Origin of the sequence: Janthinobacterium sp. Mn2066 (genome assembly GCF_049319705.1) — a bacterium.
GTDB lineage: Bacteria > Pseudomonadota > Gammaproteobacteria > Burkholderiales > Burkholderiaceae_D > Janthinobacterium.
Genome location: NZ_JBMOUF010000004.1, coordinates 128,153 through 149,022 on the forward strand (window position 1 = coordinate 128,153; position 20,870 = coordinate 149,022).

At 62.2% G+C, this 20,870-nt stretch carries 19 protein-coding genes; 8 read left to right on the top strand and 11 right to left on the bottom strand.

Annotation, left to right across the window (positions count from 1 at the left end; genetic code table 11):
* From ACL9RI_RS09065 to ACL9RI_RS09075, 3 genes are all read right to left on the bottom strand, one after another.
* A complete protein-coding gene (locus ACL9RI_RS09065) occupies positions 1 to 1,449 on the bottom strand; it encodes an efflux RND transporter periplasmic adaptor subunit (RefSeq protein ID WP_422726254.1) in 1,449 nt (482 codons plus the stop codon).
* A gap of 490 nt (positions 1,450 to 1,939) precedes the next feature.
* Positions 1,940 to 3,814 carry a signal peptide peptidase SppA gene (gene sppA, locus ACL9RI_RS09070; protein ID WP_422726255.1) on the bottom strand — a complete coding sequence of 625 codons (1,875 nt, stop codon included), beginning with the start codon at positions 3,812 to 3,814 and terminating at the stop codon, positions 1,940 to 1,942.
* A gap of 66 nt (positions 3,815 to 3,880) precedes the next feature.
* Positions 3,881 to 5,389, bottom strand: a complete 1,509-nt coding sequence (locus tag ACL9RI_RS09075) for a sodium:solute symporter (RefSeq protein WP_422726256.1) — start codon at positions 5,387 to 5,389, stop codon at positions 3,881 to 3,883.
* 118 nt (positions 5,390 to 5,507) lie between these two features.
* On the opposite strand from ACL9RI_RS09075, the gene ACL9RI_RS09080 reads away from it, so the two are divergent.
* A complete protein-coding gene (locus ACL9RI_RS09080; protein ID WP_422726257.1) occupies positions 5,508 to 6,725 on the top strand; it encodes a YeeE/YedE family protein in 1,218 nt (405 codons plus the stop codon).
* A gap of 11 nt (positions 6,726 to 6,736) precedes the next feature.
* Here the strand turns inward: ACL9RI_RS09080 and ACL9RI_RS09085 are convergent, their stop codons facing one another.
* A complete protein-coding gene (locus ACL9RI_RS09085) occupies positions 6,737 to 7,948 on the bottom strand; it encodes an MFS transporter (protein WP_422726258.1) in 1,212 nt (403 codons plus the stop codon).
* Positions 7,949 to 8,089: 141 nt separating this feature from the next.
* On the opposite strand from ACL9RI_RS09085, the gene ACL9RI_RS09090 reads away from it, so the two are divergent.
* Positions 8,090 to 8,326, top strand: coding sequence for a DUF3820 family protein (locus ACL9RI_RS09090; RefSeq protein WP_183676117.1), 237 nt, complete (start codon positions 8,090 to 8,092; stop codon positions 8,324 to 8,326).
* 8 nt (positions 8,327 to 8,334) lie between these two features.
* Here ACL9RI_RS09090 and ACL9RI_RS09095 read toward each other — a convergent pair whose 3' ends face one another.
* Positions 8,335 to 8,718 carry a glutaredoxin domain-containing protein gene (locus ACL9RI_RS09095; protein ID WP_422726259.1) on the bottom strand — a complete coding sequence of 128 codons (384 nt, stop codon included), beginning with the start codon at positions 8,716 to 8,718 and terminating at the stop codon, positions 8,335 to 8,337.
* Positions 8,719 to 8,786: 68 nt separating this feature from the next.
* Entirely contained in the window at positions 8,787 to 9,272 is a 486-nt protein-coding gene (locus ACL9RI_RS09100) for an Lrp/AsnC family transcriptional regulator (protein ID WP_422726260.1), read from the bottom strand.
* 75 nt (positions 9,273 to 9,347) lie between these two features.
* Here ACL9RI_RS09100 and ACL9RI_RS09105 point away from each other — a divergent pair, with 75 nt between their 5' ends.
* Positions 9,348 to 10,226: an EamA family transporter gene (locus tag ACL9RI_RS09105; protein ID WP_422726261.1), complete on the top strand. Its 879-nt coding sequence runs from the start codon at positions 9,348 to 9,350 to the stop codon at positions 10,224 to 10,226.
* Here ACL9RI_RS09105 and ACL9RI_RS09110 read toward each other — a convergent pair whose 3' ends face one another.
* Complete coding sequence (locus ACL9RI_RS09110; RefSeq protein WP_422726262.1) at positions 10,227 to 11,441, bottom strand: MFS transporter; 1,215 nt, start codon at positions 11,439 to 11,441, stop codon at positions 10,227 to 10,229.
* Positions 11,442 to 11,541: 100 nt separating this feature from the next.
* Here ACL9RI_RS09110 and ACL9RI_RS09115 point away from each other — a divergent pair, with 100 nt between their 5' ends.
* Positions 11,542 to 12,459 (top strand): LysR family transcriptional regulator, encoded by a 918-nt coding sequence (locus ACL9RI_RS09115; protein WP_422726263.1) that lies wholly within the window; start codon positions 11,542 to 11,544, stop codon positions 12,457 to 12,459.
* 3 nt (positions 12,460 to 12,462) lie between these two features.
* On the opposite strand, the gene ACL9RI_RS09120 is transcribed toward ACL9RI_RS09115, so the two are convergent.
* Positions 12,463 to 14,625 carry a putative bifunctional diguanylate cyclase/phosphodiesterase gene (locus tag ACL9RI_RS09120; protein WP_422726264.1) on the bottom strand — a complete coding sequence of 721 codons (2,163 nt, stop codon included), beginning with the start codon at positions 14,623 to 14,625 and terminating at the stop codon, positions 12,463 to 12,465.
* A 195-nt stretch (positions 14,626 to 14,820) separates the two neighbouring features.
* Entirely contained in the window at positions 14,821 to 15,750 is a 930-nt protein-coding gene (locus ACL9RI_RS09125) for a LysR substrate-binding domain-containing protein (RefSeq protein WP_422726265.1), read from the bottom strand.
* A gap of 159 nt (positions 15,751 to 15,909) precedes the next feature.
* On the opposite strand from ACL9RI_RS09125, the gene ACL9RI_RS09130 reads away from it, so the two are divergent.
* From ACL9RI_RS09130 to ACL9RI_RS09145, 4 genes are all read left to right on the top strand, one after another.
* Positions 15,910 to 16,611 (top strand): pirin family protein, encoded by a 702-nt coding sequence (locus tag ACL9RI_RS09130; protein WP_422726266.1) that lies wholly within the window; start codon positions 15,910 to 15,912, stop codon positions 16,609 to 16,611.
* A 165-nt stretch (positions 16,612 to 16,776) separates the two neighbouring features.
* Positions 16,777 to 17,430: a GTP cyclohydrolase II gene (ribA, locus tag ACL9RI_RS09135; RefSeq protein WP_422726267.1), complete on the top strand. Its 654-nt coding sequence runs from the start codon at positions 16,777 to 16,779 to the stop codon at positions 17,428 to 17,430.
* A gap of 75 nt (positions 17,431 to 17,505) precedes the next feature.
* Positions 17,506 to 18,861: a S1 family peptidase gene (locus tag ACL9RI_RS09140; RefSeq protein ID WP_422726268.1), complete on the top strand. Its 1,356-nt coding sequence runs from the start codon at positions 17,506 to 17,508 to the stop codon at positions 18,859 to 18,861.
* Positions 18,861 to 19,871 carry an FHA domain-containing protein gene (locus tag ACL9RI_RS09145; RefSeq protein ID WP_422726269.1) on the top strand — a complete coding sequence of 337 codons (1,011 nt, stop codon included), beginning with the start codon at positions 18,861 to 18,863 and terminating at the stop codon, positions 19,869 to 19,871. The genes ACL9RI_RS09140 and ACL9RI_RS09145 overlap by 1 nt, the downstream gene beginning before the upstream one ends.
* A 27-nt stretch (positions 19,872 to 19,898) precedes the next feature.
* Here ACL9RI_RS09145 and ACL9RI_RS09150 read toward each other — a convergent pair whose 3' ends face one another.
* A complete protein-coding gene (locus ACL9RI_RS09150) occupies positions 19,899 to 20,513 on the bottom strand; it encodes a hypothetical protein (RefSeq protein WP_422726270.1) in 615 nt (204 codons plus the stop codon).
* Between the two features lie 7 nt (positions 20,514 to 20,520).
* A complete protein-coding gene (locus ACL9RI_RS09155) occupies positions 20,521 to 20,817 on the bottom strand; it encodes a hypothetical protein (protein ID WP_422726271.1) in 297 nt (98 codons plus the stop codon).
* Positions 20,818 to 20,870 lie beyond the last annotated feature (53 nt).

Sequence of the window (20,870 nt, forward strand, 5' to 3'; positions counted from 1 at the left end):
TCATTGGGCCGCTCCACGGGCTGGCGCTGGTGCTGCCGGTGCTATCGGCGCCGAGGCGGCCGGCGCGGACGCCGATGCGCTGGCGGCAGCATCCGCGTCACGGCGGCGGTGGTGGCGTTCGCCGCCTGCCCCGTCCGCAGCGCCGCTGGCTCCTGCGCCGCCGGCACCGCGTTCGCCACGCTGTCCACGCTGGCCGCCCTGACCACCCCAGCCGCCATGCATGCCGGCTGGTGCGTCGCCCGGCAAGGTCACTTTCGCGCCTTCCTTGAGGCGGTCCGCGCCTTCCGTGATCACTTTCTCGCCCGCTGCCAGGCCTGCCTTGATTTCCACCATGTCGATGGTGGCCTGGCCGCGCGTGACCGGGCGCACGGTGACGGTCTTGTCTTCCTTGAGCACGTAGACGAAGTCGCCGGTATTGCTGTGGCGCAGGGCGGTGACAGGCACCAGCACGGCGCCCGTGATGTTACCCAATTCCAGGCGCACGTTGACGAACTGGCTCGGGAACAGGGCCATCTTGTCATTCGTGTAGCGGGCCTTGGCGCGCACGGTGCCGGTCTGTACGTCGACCTGGTTGTCGAGCGCGCTCAAGCTGCCCTGGTCCAGGGTAATCGTGCGCGTGCGGTCCAGCGCCAGCGCCGACAGCGCCACTTTTTGCGCCTGGCGTTCCTGGATCGTTTGTACTTTATCCTGCGGTACCGAGAAGACGACGTCGATCGGCGACAGCTGCGTAATGACCACCACGCCGCCCACGTCGCTGGTGCTGACCAGGTTGCCGATATCGACCACCTTCAAGCCGGCGCGGCCGCTGATCGGCGACACCACCTTGGTGTAGCCCAGATTGAGTTTGGCCGTGCCTTCGGCCGCGCGGTCGGTCAATACCGTGCCTTCGAGCTGCTTGACCAGCGCCGCCTGGGTATCGACGTCCTGGCGCGCGATCGAATCCTGGGTCAGCAGGGTCTGGTAGCGTTTCAGGGTCAGGCGCGCATTTTCCAGCTGCGCCTCGTCGCGCTGGCGCTGGCCCGTTGCCTGCATCAGCGCCATCTCGAACTGGGCCGGGTCGATCAGGGCCACCACATCGCCAGCCTTGACCATGGCGCCTTCCTTGAAGCGCAGTTCCTTCAGGATGCCCGACACTTGCGGGCGTACGGTGACGGTGGCTGCCGCCGTCACGGTACCGAGCGCATCGAGCGTCACAGGCAAATCGGACTTCACGGCAGTGGCCACGCCGACCGTCGTCGATGGGGCGCCCCTGCGTCCACCTGGGCCACCAGGGCCGCCGGGACCGCCAGGACCACCCATGCCGGGGCCGCCTTGCGCGCTTTTGCCCGAGTGGGTCAGATACCAGGCGCCGCCTCCCAGGGCGCCCATCACGGCCAGCGCGATAACGCTACCGACAATCTTGGAACGGCGGCTGCGCCGTGGGGTATTTGCTGCTGTCTGCGAATCCATCGCTATCCTTTATAGGCCGCTGGCACGGCGATTGTGTGGCGCCGGCCGAGGTCTGTGCGCGCTCGGGCCGGATGAACGTTTTTGTTTGTTTTTACGCAATCGAGAGAAAATCAAGAGCTGAAAATCAGCTGAAAAAACAGCGTTTTCTCCATGCTGCGAGGACTCTAGCATAGTCATGTATCCATTTCATTTCTACCTGAAACATTTTATGCACGCAACAGCAAGCACCACCGGAACAGCGGCGGACGTGCCTGCAGGGATCTCTGGGGAAATAGCGGAAAAATCAGGCTCGCGGGGGCGCGAGCCGCAGCCGGTGGTCGTTTCAGGCGGCTGGCAGGCAGATACAAACTCGCTACAATTTTCCTGCCAGCGGCCTTGACCAAGGCATATCTGCCTGCATATCGGCAGCCGACAAGAAAACAAGCCGGACAAAAGCCGGCTTGTTTGGGGATGCTGGGAAAGCCGGCACGGGTCGGCCCGTCTCGCCCGCTTATTTACCGTCCAGCGGCACCGTGCACAGGCAATGCGTCAGCGCCATGAAAGGCTTGTGTTCGCGCGTCAGGCTGGAGAGCCAGCTGAAATCATTGGCGATCCCCAGCGCGGCGTCGGTCGGCAAGCCGGTGCCAGCCAGGCCCAGTTTCACGTGCTCGCCCAGGCCCAGCGATGCCATCGCCTTGGCGCCGAACATGCCGATCAGGCGGTCGACATTCGAGGTTTCCTGCTCCAGGTACGCCACGCGGTAGCCGGGGCTCAGCTTGGCCAGCTTGGCGGCCGAGGCCAGCGCATCGCCATAGCTGCCAATGCGGTCGACCAGGTTGCGGTCCTTCGCCTGCAAGCCGGTCCAGACGCGGCCCTGCGCCACTTCGTTGACTTTTTCCGGCGTGGTCTTGCGCGCCTTGGCGACCAGGTTGATAAAGTCGCCATACACGTGATTGATCGAACCCTGGATCACTTGCGCGAAACGCGGGTCGAGCGGGCGTAATGGATTGCCGGAATCGGCCAGCCAGGTGGTCGGCGAGCCGGCCGTGTGGATGCCCAGTTTTTCGATGACCTTGTCGGCCGTCGGCAAGATGGCGAATACGCCGATCGAACCGGTAATGGTGGCGGCATCGGCAATCACTTCATCGGACGAGGTGCTGATCCAGTAACCGCCCGAAGCGGCCACGTTGCCCATCGACACCACCACCGGCTTGCCGGCGGCGCGCGTCAGTTCCAGTTCGCGGCGTATCAGTTCCGAACCGAAGGCGCTGCCGCCCGGCGAATCGATGCGCAGGACGACTGCCTTGATTTGCTTGTCTTCGCGTGCCTGGCGGATCAGGCGCGAGGTGGACAAGCCGCCGATCGCGCCAGGCGAAGCGACGCCATCGCCGATTTCGCCGGAGGCGATCACCACGCCGACAGCGTCGCCCAGATGACTCGGACGCAAGCGGGCCAGGTAGTCGCTATACGAAACCTGGCGGAAGTTGGTGCCGTCGGCATTCCTGACGCCGCGCTCCATCATCAGGCTGCGGATTTCATCGCGCGTCTTCAAGCCGTCGACCAGCTTGGCGTTGACGGACAGTTTCGCCAGGTCGCCGCCGGCGGCCGTCAGCAAGGCTGGCAAGTCATTAATCGATTGCATGATGGCGCCGGCCGGCAGCTTGCGCGCCTTTTCCACGTCGTTCGTGTAAGTGGTCCACAGGCCGTTATTCAGATAGCGGTCCGCTTCGGCCGCCGCTTCGGACGGACCGTTGGCGATGAACGGTTCAGCGGCGCTCTTGTAGGTGCCCACTTTCAGCAGGTTGACCGTGACGCCGACCTTGTCGAGCGCATCGCGGTAGTAATTGCGGTAGCGGCCAAAACCTTCGAGCATGACGCCGCCCATCGGGTGCACATAGACTTCATTGGCGCTGGCAGCCACCAAGTACTGGCGCTGGTTGTAGCTGGCTCCCCAGGCGACGACCTTCTTGCCGCTGGCGCGGAAGCGCTCCACGCCGGCCGCCACTTCGCGCAAGGAAGCCAGGCCGCCGCCCTGCAAGTCGTCCAGCATCAGGACCATGCCGCCGATGTCGCTATCCTTGCTGGCCGAATCGAGCACTGCCAGCACGTCGCGCAGCTGCACGCTCTTTTTCACGTCGCCGCTGACATTGGCCAGTACCGCTTCGCGCACGCCGCCCGGCGTTTCTTCCACCAGCGGGCCTTGCAGGTCCAGCACCAGGGTGGTCTTTTCCTTCAGCGGCTTGACGCCACCGCCAAAGATCGCCACCAGGATGGCGATCAGGATCAGCAGGAAGATCAGGTTGAAGACGACGCGGCGCGTAGCGTCCAGGGCGCGCCAGAATACGCCAAAACCGCGGCGCAGGGCCGGGAACGGATTAAGTGACATCGATACTCCATGAGGTTAAACCTAAAGGAAACCAATATAACTGAAAATCCGGCCAAAGTAATGTTTTTACAAGTCCTTTACGCTCGCAGGCGCGGGCGTGGAAATGAGCAACAATCCAGCCATGACCAGGGCGCCATTCAATATCAACAACTCCAGGCCGATGCGGTAGTGCGCGAACCACTGCGTTTGTTCCTGCTCAATCAGCGCGCACAGCAGCGGCCCGGCCACCGCCACCAGCGGCACCCAGCGGTCGCGCACGCCACGGCGCGTCAATAAACCGAAGGCAAACAGGCCCAGCAAGGGACCATAGGTATAGCTGGCCAGCTTCAGGATCACGCCGATCATGCTGGGGCTATCCATCCATTTGAAGGCCATGATCAAGAGGAGGAATAGCGCGGCAAAAGCCAGGTGCACGCGGCGGCGCCAGCGCATCTGCTGCGCAGGCGCCAGGTCGGCGCGCCGCTGCAGCCCCAGGATATCGATGCAGAAAGTGGCGGTCAGCGCCGTCAGCGCCCCATCCACGCTGGGGAACAGGGCCGAGATCAGTGCAATGAAAAAGATCAGTTGCACCACGGCCGGGAAGTGGCCCAGCACCACCGCCGGGAACAGTTTGTCGCCGCTGGCCGTCACGCCGGCGACCGGCGCATACAGGTGCAGCAAGCCGCCCAGGAACAAAAACAGCAGCAGCACGCACGTCAGCACCACGGTCAGGCTGAGCATATTCTTTTGCGAATCGCGCAAGGTGCGCACCGAGATATTCTTTTGCATCATCTCCTGGTCCATGCCCGTCATGGCGATGGTGATGAAGATACCGGCCACGATGTGTTTCCACACATAGGCGGGGCTGTCCGGGTCCAGCGTAAAAATGCGCGCCAGGCCCTGGGAACGCATGCGCTCGAGGCTGTCGATCACGGACAGATCCATCTCACGCAGCAAAAACACCACGCAAATGACCAGCCCCGCCAGCATGCACGCCGTTTGCAGGGTATCGGTCCAGACGATGGTTTTCACGCCGCCTTCATAGGTGTAGAGCAAAATCAGCAGCAGCACGGCCAGCGCCGTGAGCCAGAATGGCACGCCGAAACTGTCGAGTATGGTCGCCTGCAAGATGTTGACCACCAGATACAGCCGCGCCGTGGCGCCCAGCAAGCGCGAGACGATAAAAAACGCCGCCCCGCTCTGGTAGGAACGGCGTCCCAGGCGCAGTTCCAGGTAGCGGTAAATGGAAGTGAGCTGCAGCCGGTAATACAGCGGCAGCAAGATAAAAGTAATGACCAGGTAGCCCAGCACATAACCGATCATCAGCTGGATATAGCCAAAGCCATCGCGCCCCACGGCGCCCGGCACGCTGATGAAGGTGACGCCCGTCAGGGTGGTGCCCACCATGCCGAACGCCACCAGCATCCAGTGGCTGTTCTTGTTGCCAATAAAAAAGCTGTCATTCGTCGCATGGCGCGAGGTGCGCCAGGCCACGCCCAGCAATATCAAAAAATAGGCGAGGACGACAGAAAACAAGACGGCTGGAGGCATGGGATTCAGGGAGCGAACGATGATCAGGGCAGGAATATACAGCATCGCGCCTGCCGCCATGGCGGAAGCGATAGCTCCGGCAACAATAGGCTTGAGTGGCAGAAAACAATAAAACGAGCGAAAATGGGCTTTATTCCCTTTCGCGTCCTGCGCGCCATCTGCCATGCCTGATTCAGCAGCGATCTCCCCGCGCCTGCGCGCCGATGTCAATCCAACCCCGCTGAGCGTGGCGCTGATCCTCATTGCGCTCGGCGCCTGGTATCTTGCCCAAGTCGTGGGCGCCAGCCAGGCGGCGCTGTACGTGGTGGGCGCCCTGCTCGGCATCACGCTGTATCACGCCGCATTCGGTTTCACCTCCGCCTGGCGCGTCTTCATTGCCGATGGCCGCGGCGACGGCCTGCGCGCGCAAATGCTCATGCTAGCCGTTGGCGTGGCGCTGTTTTTTCCTGCGCTGTCTGCCGGCACGCTGTTTGGCACGCCCGTCGCGGGGCTCGTATCGCCGGCCGGGACTTCGGTGGTCGTCGGCGCCTTTATCTTCGGCATCGGCATGCAGTTGGGCGGCGGCTGCGCATCGGGCACCTTGTACACGGTGGGCGGCGGCAGTACGCGCATGGTGATCACCCTGGCCGCGTTCATCGCAGGATCGGTGATCGGCACCGCGCATATGCCGTTCTGGACTTCCTTGCCGCAGCTCAAGCCCATCTCCCTCGTCAATACCCTGGGCCTGGCACCAGCGCTGGTGCTGAACTGGATCGTCTTCGCGCTGATCGCAGCCATTACCGTATTTGTTGAAAAACGCCGCCACGGCCGGCTCGTGAGCGCCCCGGCACGGCCGGCGCATGTGTCGCCATGGCTGCACGGACCATGGCCACTGATGGCTGGCGCCATCGCGCTCGTCGTGCTCAATTTCGCCACGCTCGCGCTGTCGGGACGGCCGTGGGGCGTGACGTCAGCATTCGCCCTGTGGGGCGCAAAAGCCGCTTCGCTGGCCGGTATCGATACGGCCAGCTGGGCTTACTGGTCCACCAAGGCCAACGCGGCCGCGCTTGCCGCGCCGATCGCACAGGACAAGACGTCCGTGATGGATATCGGCATCGTGCTCGGCGCGATGCTGGCGGCGGCGCTGGCCGGCCGCTATGCACCGGTGTGGCGCCTGCCGCTGCGCTCGCTCGTCGCGGCCGTGGCCGGCGGCTTGCTGCTCGGTTATGGTGCACGCCTGGCGTATGGATGCAACATCGGCGCGTATTTCAGCGGCATCCTGTCGGGCAGCCTGCACGGCTGGCTGTGGCTGGTGTTCGCCTTCCTCGGCAACGTCATCGGCACACGGCTGCGTCCCTGGTTTGGCCTCGAAGTCGAACGGGTGCAGCCGTCGGGCTGCTGATCATGCCCTGATTAATGCCCTGCCGCATGGATAGCTTGTTCGCCGCCGGCCCGTGCCGGGATCGGGTTCAAGCGGTCCAGCCTGCCGCTCAGGGCCGTCAAGCCGAACGCCCCCAGCACCACCAGCGCGCCGATCCAGCCAGTATGAATCAAGCCCAGGTGATCGACGATCAGGCCGCCACCCCAGGCGCCGCCGGCAATGCCCAGGTTAAAGGCGGCGATATTCAGGCCCGACGCCACGTCGACGGCGCGCGGCGTAAAGTGCTCGGCTTGCCGCACGACATACACTTGCAGGCCAGCCACGTTGCCGAAGGCGACGGCGCCCCACAGCAGGACGGTGGCCACCACCAGCCAGGGATACGGCGCCGTCAAGGTCAGCACCAGCAATACTGCCGCCAGCAGCAGAAAGATCAGCTTCAGGGCGCTGACCGGCCCCCGTTGATCGGCCAGCTTGCCGCCCCAGATATTGCCGAAAGCTACAGACACACCATACACCAGCATCACCAGGCTCACGGCGCTGGCGCCAAAACCCGATACCTGCTGCAAGATCGGCGCCAGATAGGTAAAGGCAATGAAGGAGCCGCCATAGCCGACCGCCGTCATGGCGTACACCAGCAGCAAGCGCGGCTGGGCCAGCACCTGCACCTGTTGCAGCAGGGAAGCAGGTTTGCTGTGCTCGATGGACGATGGCACATACAGCAGGCTGCCGATAAAGGCGATCAAGCCCAGCGCCGAGACAGCCAGGAAAGTTTCACGCCAGCCAAAATGCTGGCCGATAAAGGTACCCAGCGGCACGCCCGTCACCAGCGCCACGGTCAAGCCCGTAAACATGATGGCGATCGCGCTGGCCGCCTTGTCCTTGGGCACCAGCGAGGTGGCAATGGTGGAACCGATGGAAAAGAAGACGCCATGCGCCAGGCCCGTCAGGATGCGGGCAATGACCAGGGACTCGTAGCTGGGCGCTTTCCAGGCCAGCAGGTTGCCCAGGGTGAACAGCACCATCAGCGACAGCAATAAAATCTTGCGGGGCACCTTGCCTGTCAGCGCGGTCAATACGGGTGCGCCAACGGCAACACCCAGCGCATACAGGCTGACCAGCAAACCGGCCGATGGCAGGTTCACGCCCAGGTCGGCAGCGATGGTGGGCAACAGCCCGACGATAACAAACTCGGTGGTTCCGATGGCAAATGCGCTGATGGTCAGCGCGAGCAAGGCAATGGGCATGACAGACTCCGAAAAGATAATGTCATGCAGTATCGGGGTTTTCTTTGTTTCGAAAAATACTTCGCCAGGCAGATGATATTTGCGCTGAAATCAACAGTTGGCGATCTGCTACACTGGCTATATCACTACGGAATCCCCAACATGAATTCAGAAAAACTGGCGCTGCTGGTCGCGCGTGAAATGCCTTATGGGAAATACAAAGGAAGGCTGCTGGCCGACCTGCCCGGCCATTACCTGGGCTGGTTCGCGCGCGAGGGTTTCCCCTCGGGCGAACTGGGCAGCCTGATCGCGCTCATGTACGAACTCGATCACAATGATTTGCGCAGCCTGCTGGACCCGCTGCGCACGCACAAGTCGCCCTGGCGGCCCGGGGAATAAGAAACCGCTTAAAATTCGCGGATTTTCTTCGCCAGCATGGCGCTGAACTCGCCGTTTTCCACCAGCTTTTGCAACTCGCTGGCGCCGCCCACCAGCACGCCGTTGACGAACAGCATCGGAAAAGTCGGCCAGCCAGTCCACATCTTGAGGGCATTGCGGCGGTGCCACTGGCTCAGGTAACTGCCGTATTGCAAGTAGTGATATGGCGTGCCCAGCACGTCGAGTATCTTGCGCGCCTTGCGCGGAAACGGATTGAGCGCCATGCCGACCACCACCACCTGATGCGCGGCAATCGCGGCCTGTACTTCACGCACGATATCTGTATGTTTGCTGCCGATCAATGGACGGGCGGCGGGATGGATCTGGGTTTCGTCGAGAATGGCGCGGGTCATGGAAGTCCTGGATAAGTAGCACTCAGCGTGCAAATGATGCATTGTGCCATGCGAATGCACTGCCCGGCTTAACTGTCACCCAGCGGCACATATTGCCCCATCTTCAGACAAGTCAATGCGACCGAGGTGCGGAAGCGCCGCACGTTGTCGTCGCCGCCGAACAGGCGCTCCGTCAGCGCTTCGTATTCGGCCATGGTGCTGGCCGTGATCACCAGCAAATAGTCCGCTTCGCCAGTAATGCCGTAGCACTGCTGTATCGCCGGTTCGGCCAGGATGCGGGCGCGCAAGCCAGCCGTGCGCTGCGGGTGCTCGTCGTGCAGATGCACTTCCACCGTCAGGATCAAGGGACGGCCCAGGCGGCTGGCGTCGAGTACGGCCACTTCACTACGGATCACCCCGCTCTCACGCAGGCGCCGGATGCGTCGCTGCACGGCGGGCGCCGACAGGTGCACGGCCAGCGCAATCTCGCGTTGCGAGATGGTGTTGTCACGCTGGAGGATTTCCAGGATGGCCAGGTCAAAGCTGTCGAGTGTGGCGAGCGAAAGTTGCGTCATGGGTCGGTAAATGCAGTGCAAATATCAGGATAGACACAATAAACTTTCGGCATCACGCTTTCAATACATTTCACCATGACCCTGTCACGCCATTCCGCTTTTATTCCCCTGCTGGCCATCCTGGCTTCCGTCACCTCGCTCGGCCTGGGCACCTCGTGGGCCAAGCACACGCTGTTTCCACTGGTGGGGGCACAAGGGACGACGGCCGTGCGGGTAGGTTTTTCAGCGCTGTTGCTGCTGCTGTTCTGGCGCCCGTGGCGCTGGACATTGCGCCGCGCCGATGCCCGTTCGGTGATCTTGTATGGCGCGGCGCTGGGCGCCATGAACCTGTGTTTTTACATGGCCCTGCGCACGATCCCGTTCGGCATTGCCGTGGCGATCGAATTTTCAGGACCGCTGGCCGTGGCGCTGCTGTCCTCGCGCCGCCCGCTGGACTTTGCCTGGGTGGCGCTGGCCATCGCAGGCCTGGGCTTGCTCCTGCCGATCGGCCACAATGTCAGCGGCCTGGACCCGGCAGGCGTGGGCTTTGCGATGGCGGCCGCCGTGTTCTGGGCCACCTACATTCTGTTCGGCAAGCGCGCCAGCACCTTGCATGCGGGGCATTCGGTATCGCTGGGCCTGCTGGTGGCGGCCATGGTGGTGGTGCCCGTGGGCGTGCTGCACGCCGGCAGCGCCCTGCTGTCGCCCACGGTGCTGCTGGTGGGGCTGGGCGTGGCGCTGGTATCGAGCGCGATTCCCATCTCGCTGGAAATGGTGGCGCTCAAGCGCTTGCCGCCGCAGGCGTTCGGCATCATGGCCAGCATGGAGCCGGCCGTGGCCGCCATCCTGGCGCTGTTCCTGCTGGACGAATACCTGGGCGCCGTGCAATGGCTGGCGATCGCCATGTTCATGGCCGCCTCGATGGGCAGCTCGGTGACGGCGCAGCGCAGGCAGCGCCCCGCGGCGACTGCCTAGTCAATGAACCGCCGCGCCCGCCACATGCGAAGCCAGGTTCTTGCGGGCCAGCCAGGCCAGTGGCAGCAGGGCCAGCAGCGCGGCAACCATGCCGGCCCACGGCGAAGCGGCCATCAGGTGGCGCGACACCATCAGCGCGCCCAGCATCGAACCGAATGAAATACCCAGGTTAAACGCCGAGATATTCAGGCCGGAAGCGAAATCGACGGCTTTCGGCGTGTAGCGCTCGGCCGTGGACAGCATGCCCGATTGCAAGGCCGGCGACAGGCCAAACGCGAACATGCCCCAGATAAACAGCATCACGGGCATCAGCCATTGCGAGCTGATGCTCAAGGCCACGCCCACTTGCGTGACGGCCAGCGCCAGCAGGATCATGCGCAGCGCCTTTTGCCAGCCGTAATGGCTGGTCAGATAACCGCCGGCCAGGTTGCCGGTAAACGTGGCGGCGCCAAACACGATCAGCAAGGCGCTGGCGACGGTCGCGGAAAATCCCGTAATGTCGGTCAGGATCGGCGTAATGAAGGTAAAGGCGGCAAAGCTGCTGCCAAAGCCGAAGGTAGTGACGGCCATCATGGTCAGGATCGGGCCGCTACCGAGCGCCGCCAGCTGCGTCGACGCCTTGCCGCCCGCGCCTTGCGGCAGACCGGTCGGCAGCCAGCGCGCCATGGCGGCCAGGCCCAGCGCGGCCAGCGCCACGACGGCAAAGAACGGCAAACGCCAGCCCAGCAAGTTACCCAGGAAGCTGCCCAGCGGCACGCCCACCACCATGGCCAGGGTCAGGCCCGCAAACATCACGGAAATCGCCCTGCCCGCCTGCGCCTTGGGCACCAGGCCGGCCGCCACCGTGGCGCCGATGGCAAAAAAGGTGCCGTGCGCCACCGCCGTGATGACACGGCCAAACAGCAGGATCTCGAAACTATGCGACAAGGCCGCCAGCAGGTTGCCGGCCAGGAAGACCGACATCAGGCCCAGCAAGGCGCCCTTGCGCGGCAGGCGCGACATGGCGATCACCAGCAGCGGCGTGCCGACAGCCAGCGCCAGCGCATACAGGCTGACCAGCGAACCGGCTGATTCGATCGAGATGCCCAGGTCCTTGGCGATGGCCGGCAAGATGCCGACCACGATGAATTCGGTAACGCCGATAGCGAAGGCGCCGACGGCCAGCGACAGCACGCCGGGCGGCATTTTAGTAGAAACAGGGGTTGCGGCAGTCATCTATTTTCTCCAGCAAATCATTCAAGCCAGACAGTGTATCGATCTCGCGTCTTTTGATATAGACTCTAATAATGGAAACACCTGTGAAATGGATTCAATAATGGCGCGTCAGGATATCAACCGTTCCTTCGAAATGGCCGTCTTCGCGGCCGTGGTGGAAGCGGGCGCGTTTTCCGCTGCGGCGCGGCGCCTGGAGCTGACGCCCTCGGCCGTCAGCAAGCTGGTCAACCGCCTGGAAGCGCGGCTGGGCACGCGCTTGCTCCAGCGCAGCACGCGCCAATTGCACACCACGCCCGAGGGCGACGCCTTTTATGTGCAATGCAAGCGCATCCTCGACGATATCGATGGCGCCGAGCGCGAAGCGGCGCAAGGGGCAGCGCCGCGCGGACGCTTGCGCATCAATTGCTTCATCCCCTTCGGCGTGCATTATTTGCTGCCGATCTTGCCCGAATTTAAGGAACGTTATCCCGACATCGTGCTCGACGTGGTAGTCAGCGACGCCATCGTCGACTTGCTGGAAGACCGCACCGATATTGCCATCCGCACGGGACGGCTGAAGGAATCGAACCTGGTGGCGCGCAAGCTGGGCGAGGATTGCATGATCGTTGCCGCCGCGCCATCCTACCTGGCCCGCCACGGCACCCCGCGCACGCCACAGCAGTTGGCGCAGCACACCTTGCTGGGATTTAATTTCAAGCATCAGAAGGAAACCTGGCCTTTCAGCGATGGCGCCGGTGGCACCGTCCACGTCACGCCGCCCGGCGACATCCTGGTCAGCGATGGCGAAAGCATGCGCCAGCTGGTGCTGGCCGGCATGGGCCTGGGCCGCTTCATGAGCCAGCATGTGCAAAACGATATTGCCCAGGGCCGGCTGGTGCAGCTGCTGCAAGACTACGGCACCGGCGATATCGAAACCGTGCACGCCGTCTTCATGGGACCGGGCTTGCAAGTGCCGGCCCGGGTGCGGGTGATGCTCGATTTCCTGCTGGAAAAGGTCAAGCTCTCGCGGCCTTGCTAGTCACTAATACGCGGGTTCTTCCCCCAGCAGCAGGCGCTTGTCCGCCACCAGCATGGCTTCGAATTCCATTGCCGGCACGGCGGGACTGAACAGATAACCCTGCAATTGATCGCAGCCCAGTTCGCGCAGGAAATGCATCTGTTCTGCCGTTTCCACGCCTTCGGCAACGATTTCCTGGCGCAGCTGCTGCGCCATGGTGACGATGGCGCGGGCAATCGCACAATCGTTTTGCTCGAACGGCAAGCCGACCACAAACGAGCGGTCGATCTTGAGCGTGCTGATGGGAAACTTTTTCAGATAGGCCAGGCTGGAATACCCGGTGCCAAAATCATCGAGCGCCAGCGCCAGGCCCATCGCCACCAATTCATTCATGATGCCGATCACCGTATCGGCGCCCCGCATCAGCAGGCTTTCGGTGATTTCCAGCATGATCTGCTGGGGCCGCACGCGGTGCCGCGCCAGCACCGCCGCTATGCGGGCCGGCAATTGCGCATCGAACTGGCGCGCCGACAGATTGACGGCGATGGCCGGCATCTGCAGGCCCCTGTCTTCCCAGCTGCGGATCTGGCGGCAAGCCTCGTCCAGCACCCAGGTGCCCAGTTCCAGGATCAGGCTGGTTTCTTCCGCGACAGGAATGAACACGCCCGGCGAAACCATGCCGCGCATCGGATGCTTCCAGCGCAGCAAGGCTTCCGCGCCCACGATGCGTCCGCTATCCAGGCTCACCTTCGGCTGGTAATGCAGCTCCAGCTCCTTGTCGCCCAGCGCCAGCCGCATTTCGCTTTCCAGCCGTAAATGCTCCTTGGCGCGGCGATTCATGTCTTCGCGGTAAAAAAGGAAAGTCGATTCGATATTCTGCCCCGCCTTGGCCACCGCCACGTCGGCAAAACGGAACAGGGCCGGCGCTTCCAGGCCATCTTCCGGATACACGGTGATGCCGATGCTGGCGCCCACGTGCAAGGCGTGCGCCTCGATATTGATCGGTGCTTCCAGCAGGTTCAGCAGCTTTTGCGCCACGTTGGCCGCATGCTCGCGCTTTTCGATATGCAGCAGGGCGACGACGAATTTATTGTTGTCCACGCGCGCCAGGATGTCGGCGTCGCGCAGGGCGGCGCGGAATAGCTGGCCGATGGCGATCACCAGCTGGTCGCCCACTTCATGGCCCAGGGTGTCGCTGATCGAGCCGATGCGATTGATGTCGATCACCATCAGCGCGCCATGCGTGCCTTGCCGCTTGGCTTCGGCCAGGCCCTGGTCCACCAATTGATTGAGCAGGCAGCGGTTGGGCAAGCCCGTCAGGCTGTCGTAATTGGCCATGCGCTGCATGCGCGCTTCGGCATCCTTGTGCACGCTGATATCGGAAAACAGGGAAAACACATGGCTGATTTCGCCGAACTCATCGCGCACGACGCTGATCGTCACATCTTGCGGGAACAGCTCGCCATTCTTGCGCTTGCCGATGATCTCGCCGCGCCAGGAACCGTGGCCGCGCATGGCGGCGCGCACCTTGGCGCGAAAGTCCGGATCGTGCACGCCCGAGCGCAGCAAGTCCGGCGTGCGGCCGATCGCTTCGGCCGGCGAATAACCGGTGATGCGGCTAAAAGAACTGTTGATCGAGACGATGCGCTCTTCGGCATCGGTGATCAGCACGCCCTGCTCGCTATCTTCGATGATGCGCGCGTGCAATTTGACCTTGTCGACATCGGACAGCGGCTCGCTCAGCACCGACAGGCGCACGGCCATGCCGGCCACCTTGCCCGCCTGGTCGTGCATCACATGGCGATGCATGCGCAGCCAGGTGACCATGCCCGACTTCTTGCGCCGGCGCACATCGGTAGCCACGTCGCCTTGTGCGACATGCAACTCCAGTATGCCCTCTTCGGCATTGTCTTCCGGATACAGGAACAGGATATGCTGGCCCAGTGCCTCGAATTCGGAATAGCCAAACATTTGCTCGGCGCCATGGTTCCAGCCGATCAGGAAACCGTCGAGGTCCACCTCGAACAGGGCATCGGCCGGCGCCACGCGCACCACGGGCCGGCTGGCCCCGCGCAACAGTTCCAGCTCACTATGCAAGCGCGCCAGGGTAGCCGCTTGCTGCGGGCCGGCTTGCTCACGGGCTTCCTGGCTCAGGCGCAAACACAGGGCGACTTTCGTTTCAAGCATGGCGGCCCCGTTCTTCAACCGGGACGGAGAGGCATTTCAGGGGCGCTGCGGTCTGTGTAATCATCAGAATCCCACTATGGGGCTTGGGGTCGGACAAGAAATACTGTGAATATGTTACCCTGAAAATGTTGGCTTATGTCAACATTTTGTGACGCCTGCAAAATAGCTTGCTGACAAGCCTGCAACGCCCCCGCTTCAGGCGGGTGCGCGGCCGGGCAGATGCCGGGCCAGGCGGGCAAACACCTCCGGCTCGCGCATGCGCGCCATCCACCAGCGCAGCGCGGCGCCATCTTCGCCCACCCGCCAGGCCAGGTAAAACGTTTCCGATGGCTTTGGCTCTTCCACTGCTTTTTCCACCAGCTGGCCGCGCGCGATGGCGGCGCGGGCGCAGGGACCGGGCAGGAAGCCAAAACCCAGGCCCAGCACCTGGTAATCAAACTTGATCTGCATATTGGGGACGCTGAAGGCATCTTGCCCCAGCAACAATCCTACCGTGCGCGGCGCCAGCTGGCGCGCCGAATCGGCCACCACCACGGCGCGGTGCTGCTGCAGGTCGCTGCGGGTAAGCGGCCCCGGCAGTTGCGCCAGCGGATGCGTGGGCGCCACCACGAAGACGAAATCCATCATGCCGATCGGCTGTGAAATATAGCCGCCGCCAGCCGGACCGTCACCGGGCGCGCCCACCAGCAAGTCCACCCTGCGTTCCAGCAGCGCTTCCCAGGTACCCGACAAGGTTTCCTGCACCAGCCGCAGCCGCGTCTGCTGTGCGGCGGCATAAAACGCCTGCACGTCATCGGCCAGCGCCACGGCAGAAAACATGGTGTCCAGGCCGATGGCAATTTCCGTTTCCCACCCCGACGCCACGCGGCGCACGCGGTGTTCCAGGTCGTGCGCGGCTTTCAGCAGGTAGCGCCCCTCTTTCAGCAATTCCTGGCCGGCCGCCGTCAGCACCACTTTCGGGCCGTGGCGCTGGAACACTTGCACGCCGAGGTCATCTTCCAGCTTGGCGACCGTGTACGAGATGGTCGACGGCACCTTGTGCAATTGCTTGCCGGCAGCCGAGAACGAGCCACGGCGGGCGATGGCGTCGACAATTTGCAGTGCTTCCAGGCTCAGTCTTAACATTCGATTTTTTCGACAATGGAACGGTAGATTTTCCGTTTTTCTTTCACGATATGGACGCCTATACTGTCTTCATCGTATAGCGAAGGTGAATCAGGCAATAGTCCTTCGAAATTATCGCACATTAATTAATTCATAAACCGAGAAGAAACGGAGCTCAACATGTTGCAAATTCGTCATAGTGCAGAACGCGGCGCCGCCAACCATGGCTGGCTCAATTCCCATCACAGCTTTTCCTTCGGCCATTATCACGATCCGAAACACATGGGATTCGGCCCCTTGCTGGTGATCAATGAAGACCGGGTCGCCCCGGCCCAGGGTTTCGGCACCCACGGCCACCGCGACATGGAAATCATTTCCTACGTGCTCGAAGGCGCGCTGGAGCACAAGGACAGCATGGGCACCGGCTCCATCCTGCACTATGGCGACGTGCAGCGCATGAGCGCCGGCAGCGGCGTGCGCCACAGCGAATTCAATCCTTCGCCCAGCGAAGGCGTGCACTTCCTGCAGATCTGGATACAGCCGAACGTGACGGGCATCGCCCCCAGCTATGAAGAGAAACATTTCGCGCCAGAAAGCAAACTGGGCAAGCTGCGCCTGATCGCCTCCAGCGACGGCCGCCAGGATTCCGTGAAAATCCACCAGGACGCCGCCATCTACGCCAGCATCCTGCGCGAAGGCGAGCAGCTCGAACATGCCTTGAAAGCAGGCCGCACGGCCTATGTGCACCTGATCCGTGGCAGCCTGGTGGTCAACGGCGTGCCCTTGAAAACGGGCGATGCGCTGAAACTGACGCAGGAAGCGGCGGTGACCTTATCGCAAGCGGAAGCAGCGGAAGTCCTGGTGTTCGACTTGCCCTACTAACGGTATTGCAAAAGGCGACCCCGGCCATAAGTAAAGTGCCTGGCAACAGCAATATCAGGTGGGGGAAATGGTTTTCCCTGCTTTTTGGTATGATGACAGGGCGCGCCAGTACCGAAGTGGTCAGGCGCGTCTTTCTTTTTGAACCTTACTTATATGAGCACAACCATGCAAAGCGGCGCGGACATCCTGACCACAGGCCAATTGGATTACACGACTTCCTGTGCACTGCCGACGCCGTGGGCCCAGTTCACGCTGCACGCCTTTATCGAACACGCGACGGGCAAGGAACACCTGGCCATGGTGCTGGGCGACGTCGGCAACGGCGAACCGGTGCTGGCGCGCGTGCATTCCGAATGCCTGACGGGCGACGTGCTGTTTTCGCAACGCTGCGATTGCGGCGCCCAGCTTGAAGGCGCGCTGAAACGCATCGCCGAAGAAGGCCGCGGCATCTTGCTGTATCTGCGCCAGGAAGGACGCGGCATCGGCCTGATCAACAAGATCCGCGCCTACCGCCTGCAGGAAGCGGGCGCCGACACGGTGCAGGCGAATGAACAGCTCGGCTTCAAGGCCGATGCACGCAACTATGCGCTGTGCAAGCCGATGTTCGGCCAATTCGGCATCGCCAGCCTGCGCCTGATGACCAATAATCCGCGCAAGATTGCCGCCATGGAAGCGCTGGGCATCGTGGTGGCCGAGCGCGTGCCGCTGCTGGTCAACCGCAATGCCTTCAACCAGCACTACCTCAATACCAAAGCGGCTAAACTGGGCCACATGATGACGCCGGCAACGGCGCCCGCGCTGGAAGACGGCGCCCTGTAATGCCCTGGCCGGCGCCTGGATCATTCCAGACGCCGGCCCGCCCTGGCTTCGCTCCTGCTCACGCTCGAAGGATGCATGAAATACTCACAATTTGCCTTGCTGCTGGCCAGCCTGACCTGCGCCAGCGTCTTCGCCGCCCCGGCCACCACGGCCGCCAAGGCGGCTGCCGCCACGCCAGCCACTGCTGCGGCTGAGCACGCCGCCTTGCCGCCGCCCTCGTCGGCTGCGCAAAAGCTGTACACGGCAGCCCGCGCCGACATCCTGCAAATCCGCGTGCTGCTGAAAAACGGCCGCACGCAATCGTCGGTCGGCTCGGGCTTTTTGATCGGCACGGGTAACCTGGTGGTCAGCAATTACCACGTGGTCTCGCAATTCGCGCTTGATCCGGACACCTATGTGGGCGAATGGGTGGACACCAGCGGCCAGCGCGGCAATGTGGAATTGCTGGCCGTCGACGTGCTGCACGACCTGGCCGTGCTGCGCGTCAACCGTCACGGCACGGGCTTTTTCAAGATGCCGGCCCAGCTGGCGCAGCTGACGCAAGGCCAGTATCTGTATTCGATGGGCAATCCGCTCGATCTGGGCTTTGCCATTTCCGAAGGCGCCTACAACGGCGTCGTCACGCGCAGCTTCTACGATCAGCTGATGTTTACGGGACCGATCAATGCCGGCATGAGCGGCGGGCCCAGCGTCACCGCCAGCGGCGACGTGGCCGGCATCAACGTTTCCAAGCGCCTGGATGGCGAACTGGTGAGTTTCCTGGTGCCCGCCCGCTACGCCCAGCAATTGCTGGACAAGGTCGCGCACCAGGACAAGCCGCCGAAAGATTTCAAGCCGCTGGTCACCGCACAATTGCTGGCGCACCAGGAAGTCATGATCAACCGCCTGCTCGATACGCCCTTGAGCCTGAAAGCCATGGGGCCGTACCGCGTGCCGGTGCGCGAGTCGGACCAGATGCGCTGCTGGGGCCGCTCGAACGTGAAAGCGGACAAACCGTATACGGTAGACAACACCAGCTGTGCCATGGAATCGGCGATCTATATTTCCGGCGCCCTGCAAACGGGACAGGTGTCGATGCGCCATGAATTCCTGCGCAGCAACGAGCTGGGCGCCCTGCGCTTTGCCCAGCTGGCCAGCACTTCATTCAAGAATGAAAGCTTTGGCAGCTACAAGAGCACCCAGCTGACGGGCCCGCAGTGCACCGAACGTTTCGTGAAAAACGCCAGCCTGCCGCTGCGCGCCGTCATGTGCGTGCGCGCCTACCGCAAGTTTCCCGGCCTGTATGACTTCGCCCTGCTGGCCGCCAGCACCGATGAACCATTGATGAATCTGCAAAGCCGCATCGACGTGCGCGGCGTGTCGTATGACAACGGCATGCGCGCCACGCGTACCTTCCTCGAAGCATTGTCGCGTGACAAGGGAGGCAAATAATGCGTCCACCCTACTTCATTGAAATCCTGGCCGCCAATGGCGAAGTGCAGCAGCGCCAGCGTCTCGACAGCTTGCCGATACGCCTGGGGCGCGGCTATGACAACGACTTTATCCTCGACGACGCCCATACGGCGGCCGAGCACGCCATCATCGAGGACGATGGTCAAGGCGGCTTGCAGCTGCGCGACCTGGGCAGCCATAATGGCGTAATCCACCAGGGCAAGCGCCAGTTGCAAGTGGCGCTGACGGGCAACAGCATCGTGCGCCTGGGCCATACCCTGCTGCGCGTGCGCGCGGCCGACCACCCGGTTGCGCCCGAGCAAAGCGACACCACCATGCATGGCTGGGAAGGCACCAAGCCAGCACTGACGGGCCTGGTCATGATCGGCCTGTCGGCCATCTTCAGCAACTGGCTGGGCGACGCCGACAATTTCGATCCAATTTCCTATCTGCAAATCCTCACCTATGCGCTGGCCGCCGGCCTGGTGTGGGCCTCGATCTGGGCCGTGGCCAACCGTTTGTTTGGCCAGGTGGCCCGCTTCGGCCGCCATTTGTTCATCATCGGCTGCGGCCTGGTGGCGATGGAAGTGTGGGAACTGGGCAGCAGCATGGTGGCGTATTCGTTCTCATTGGAATCGCTGACGCGCTACGGCCGGCATATGTTCATCGTCATCGTCTGCTGCATGATCTATTTCCACCTGTGCACGATCAAGCCACAGCATCCGCGCCGCTTTGCCGTCACCAGCGTGGTGCTGGCCATTCTCGGCTCGGCGCTGGTCCTGCTGAGCAATCTGCAACTCAATGGCCGCCTGGCTGACGAGCTGTATATGTCGGAACTGTCGCCACCGGTACTGCGCCTGGCGCCCGACCATACGACGGAATCGTTCTTCAAGGAGGGCGCCGCGCTCAAGAAGGGCGTCGATGCCGAACGGGGCAAAGGCGGCAAGGGTGGCGATGACGATGAGGATGGCGACGGCGGCGATGGTGGCGATGGCGGCAGCGACGGCTGATACGCGTGCCGCCAAGGCGCCGGAAAACTAACAGTTGGCAACCAGTGCCAAAGTCTGAAGCTCCCCGAAATACCTGGGGACCTTCGGCTTGATAATATCCTCGTTGATTTGCAACACGATTGATTTCATCAGGTCAGTTTTGTTCAAGCTGGTAGTTTTCATCACAGCGGCGATTTCATCGGCCATCGCTTGCGTCACCTTGATCGACAGTCGCCTGCGCGCAGGCTCCGCCAGCACCTCAAACTCGGTTTTTTTCTGCAAGGCCCCCACCAGCCGCGCAGACCAGGCTGCGCTTTTGCTGGACTTGCTGACGTAGTACATCAATAAACGCTTCCTGAAATCCGGACTCACGGATGGATCAACACGGTAGCAAGCCAAATCCAGCGCATCCATGTAAATCGCCGGCAACTGCGCCTCCACTGGCACCATCGCCTTGTCACGGCTGGCCTTGATTGCGGGCGTCGATTGCGCAGGAGTGGACACGACACGGTCACAGAGATCGCAAACCCCTGCCAGGATATCTTTCGCGAGACCCACGCCATCGCTGAAAGGCACATCCCTGCGCCGATAGGTGGTCGTCACCAGCGCCTTGCAGTCGTAGCAAATCGCTTGGCTCTTGTCGCCTGCCTGCAAAAGTTTCATGATTTCCTCACTGACGTACGCTGATAAAGACCGTGTCGGGATCAACAAAGTAAAACTTGATATACCACTTCCTGCATCGGATGACGTGCACCTCGACACTTTGCACAACATGATGCATGCTGCTTGAATAGTCCGCTCCCGAACTCGATTTAATCAAGCTAATCACTTCCTCTGGGGTAATGTCACCGCTATGCAAAAGATTCTTGGCGTCGATAGCATGCCGGACTTCGTGAGAGTAGGCGCACAGGCTCAGGGCCTGCAATACCTTCTGTCGCGCGTATTTGTAGCCCATTCGATTATTCATAATACGACGTTCCTCGTATTATGCTTGGATTTTTACGAAAATATTCGTACCCC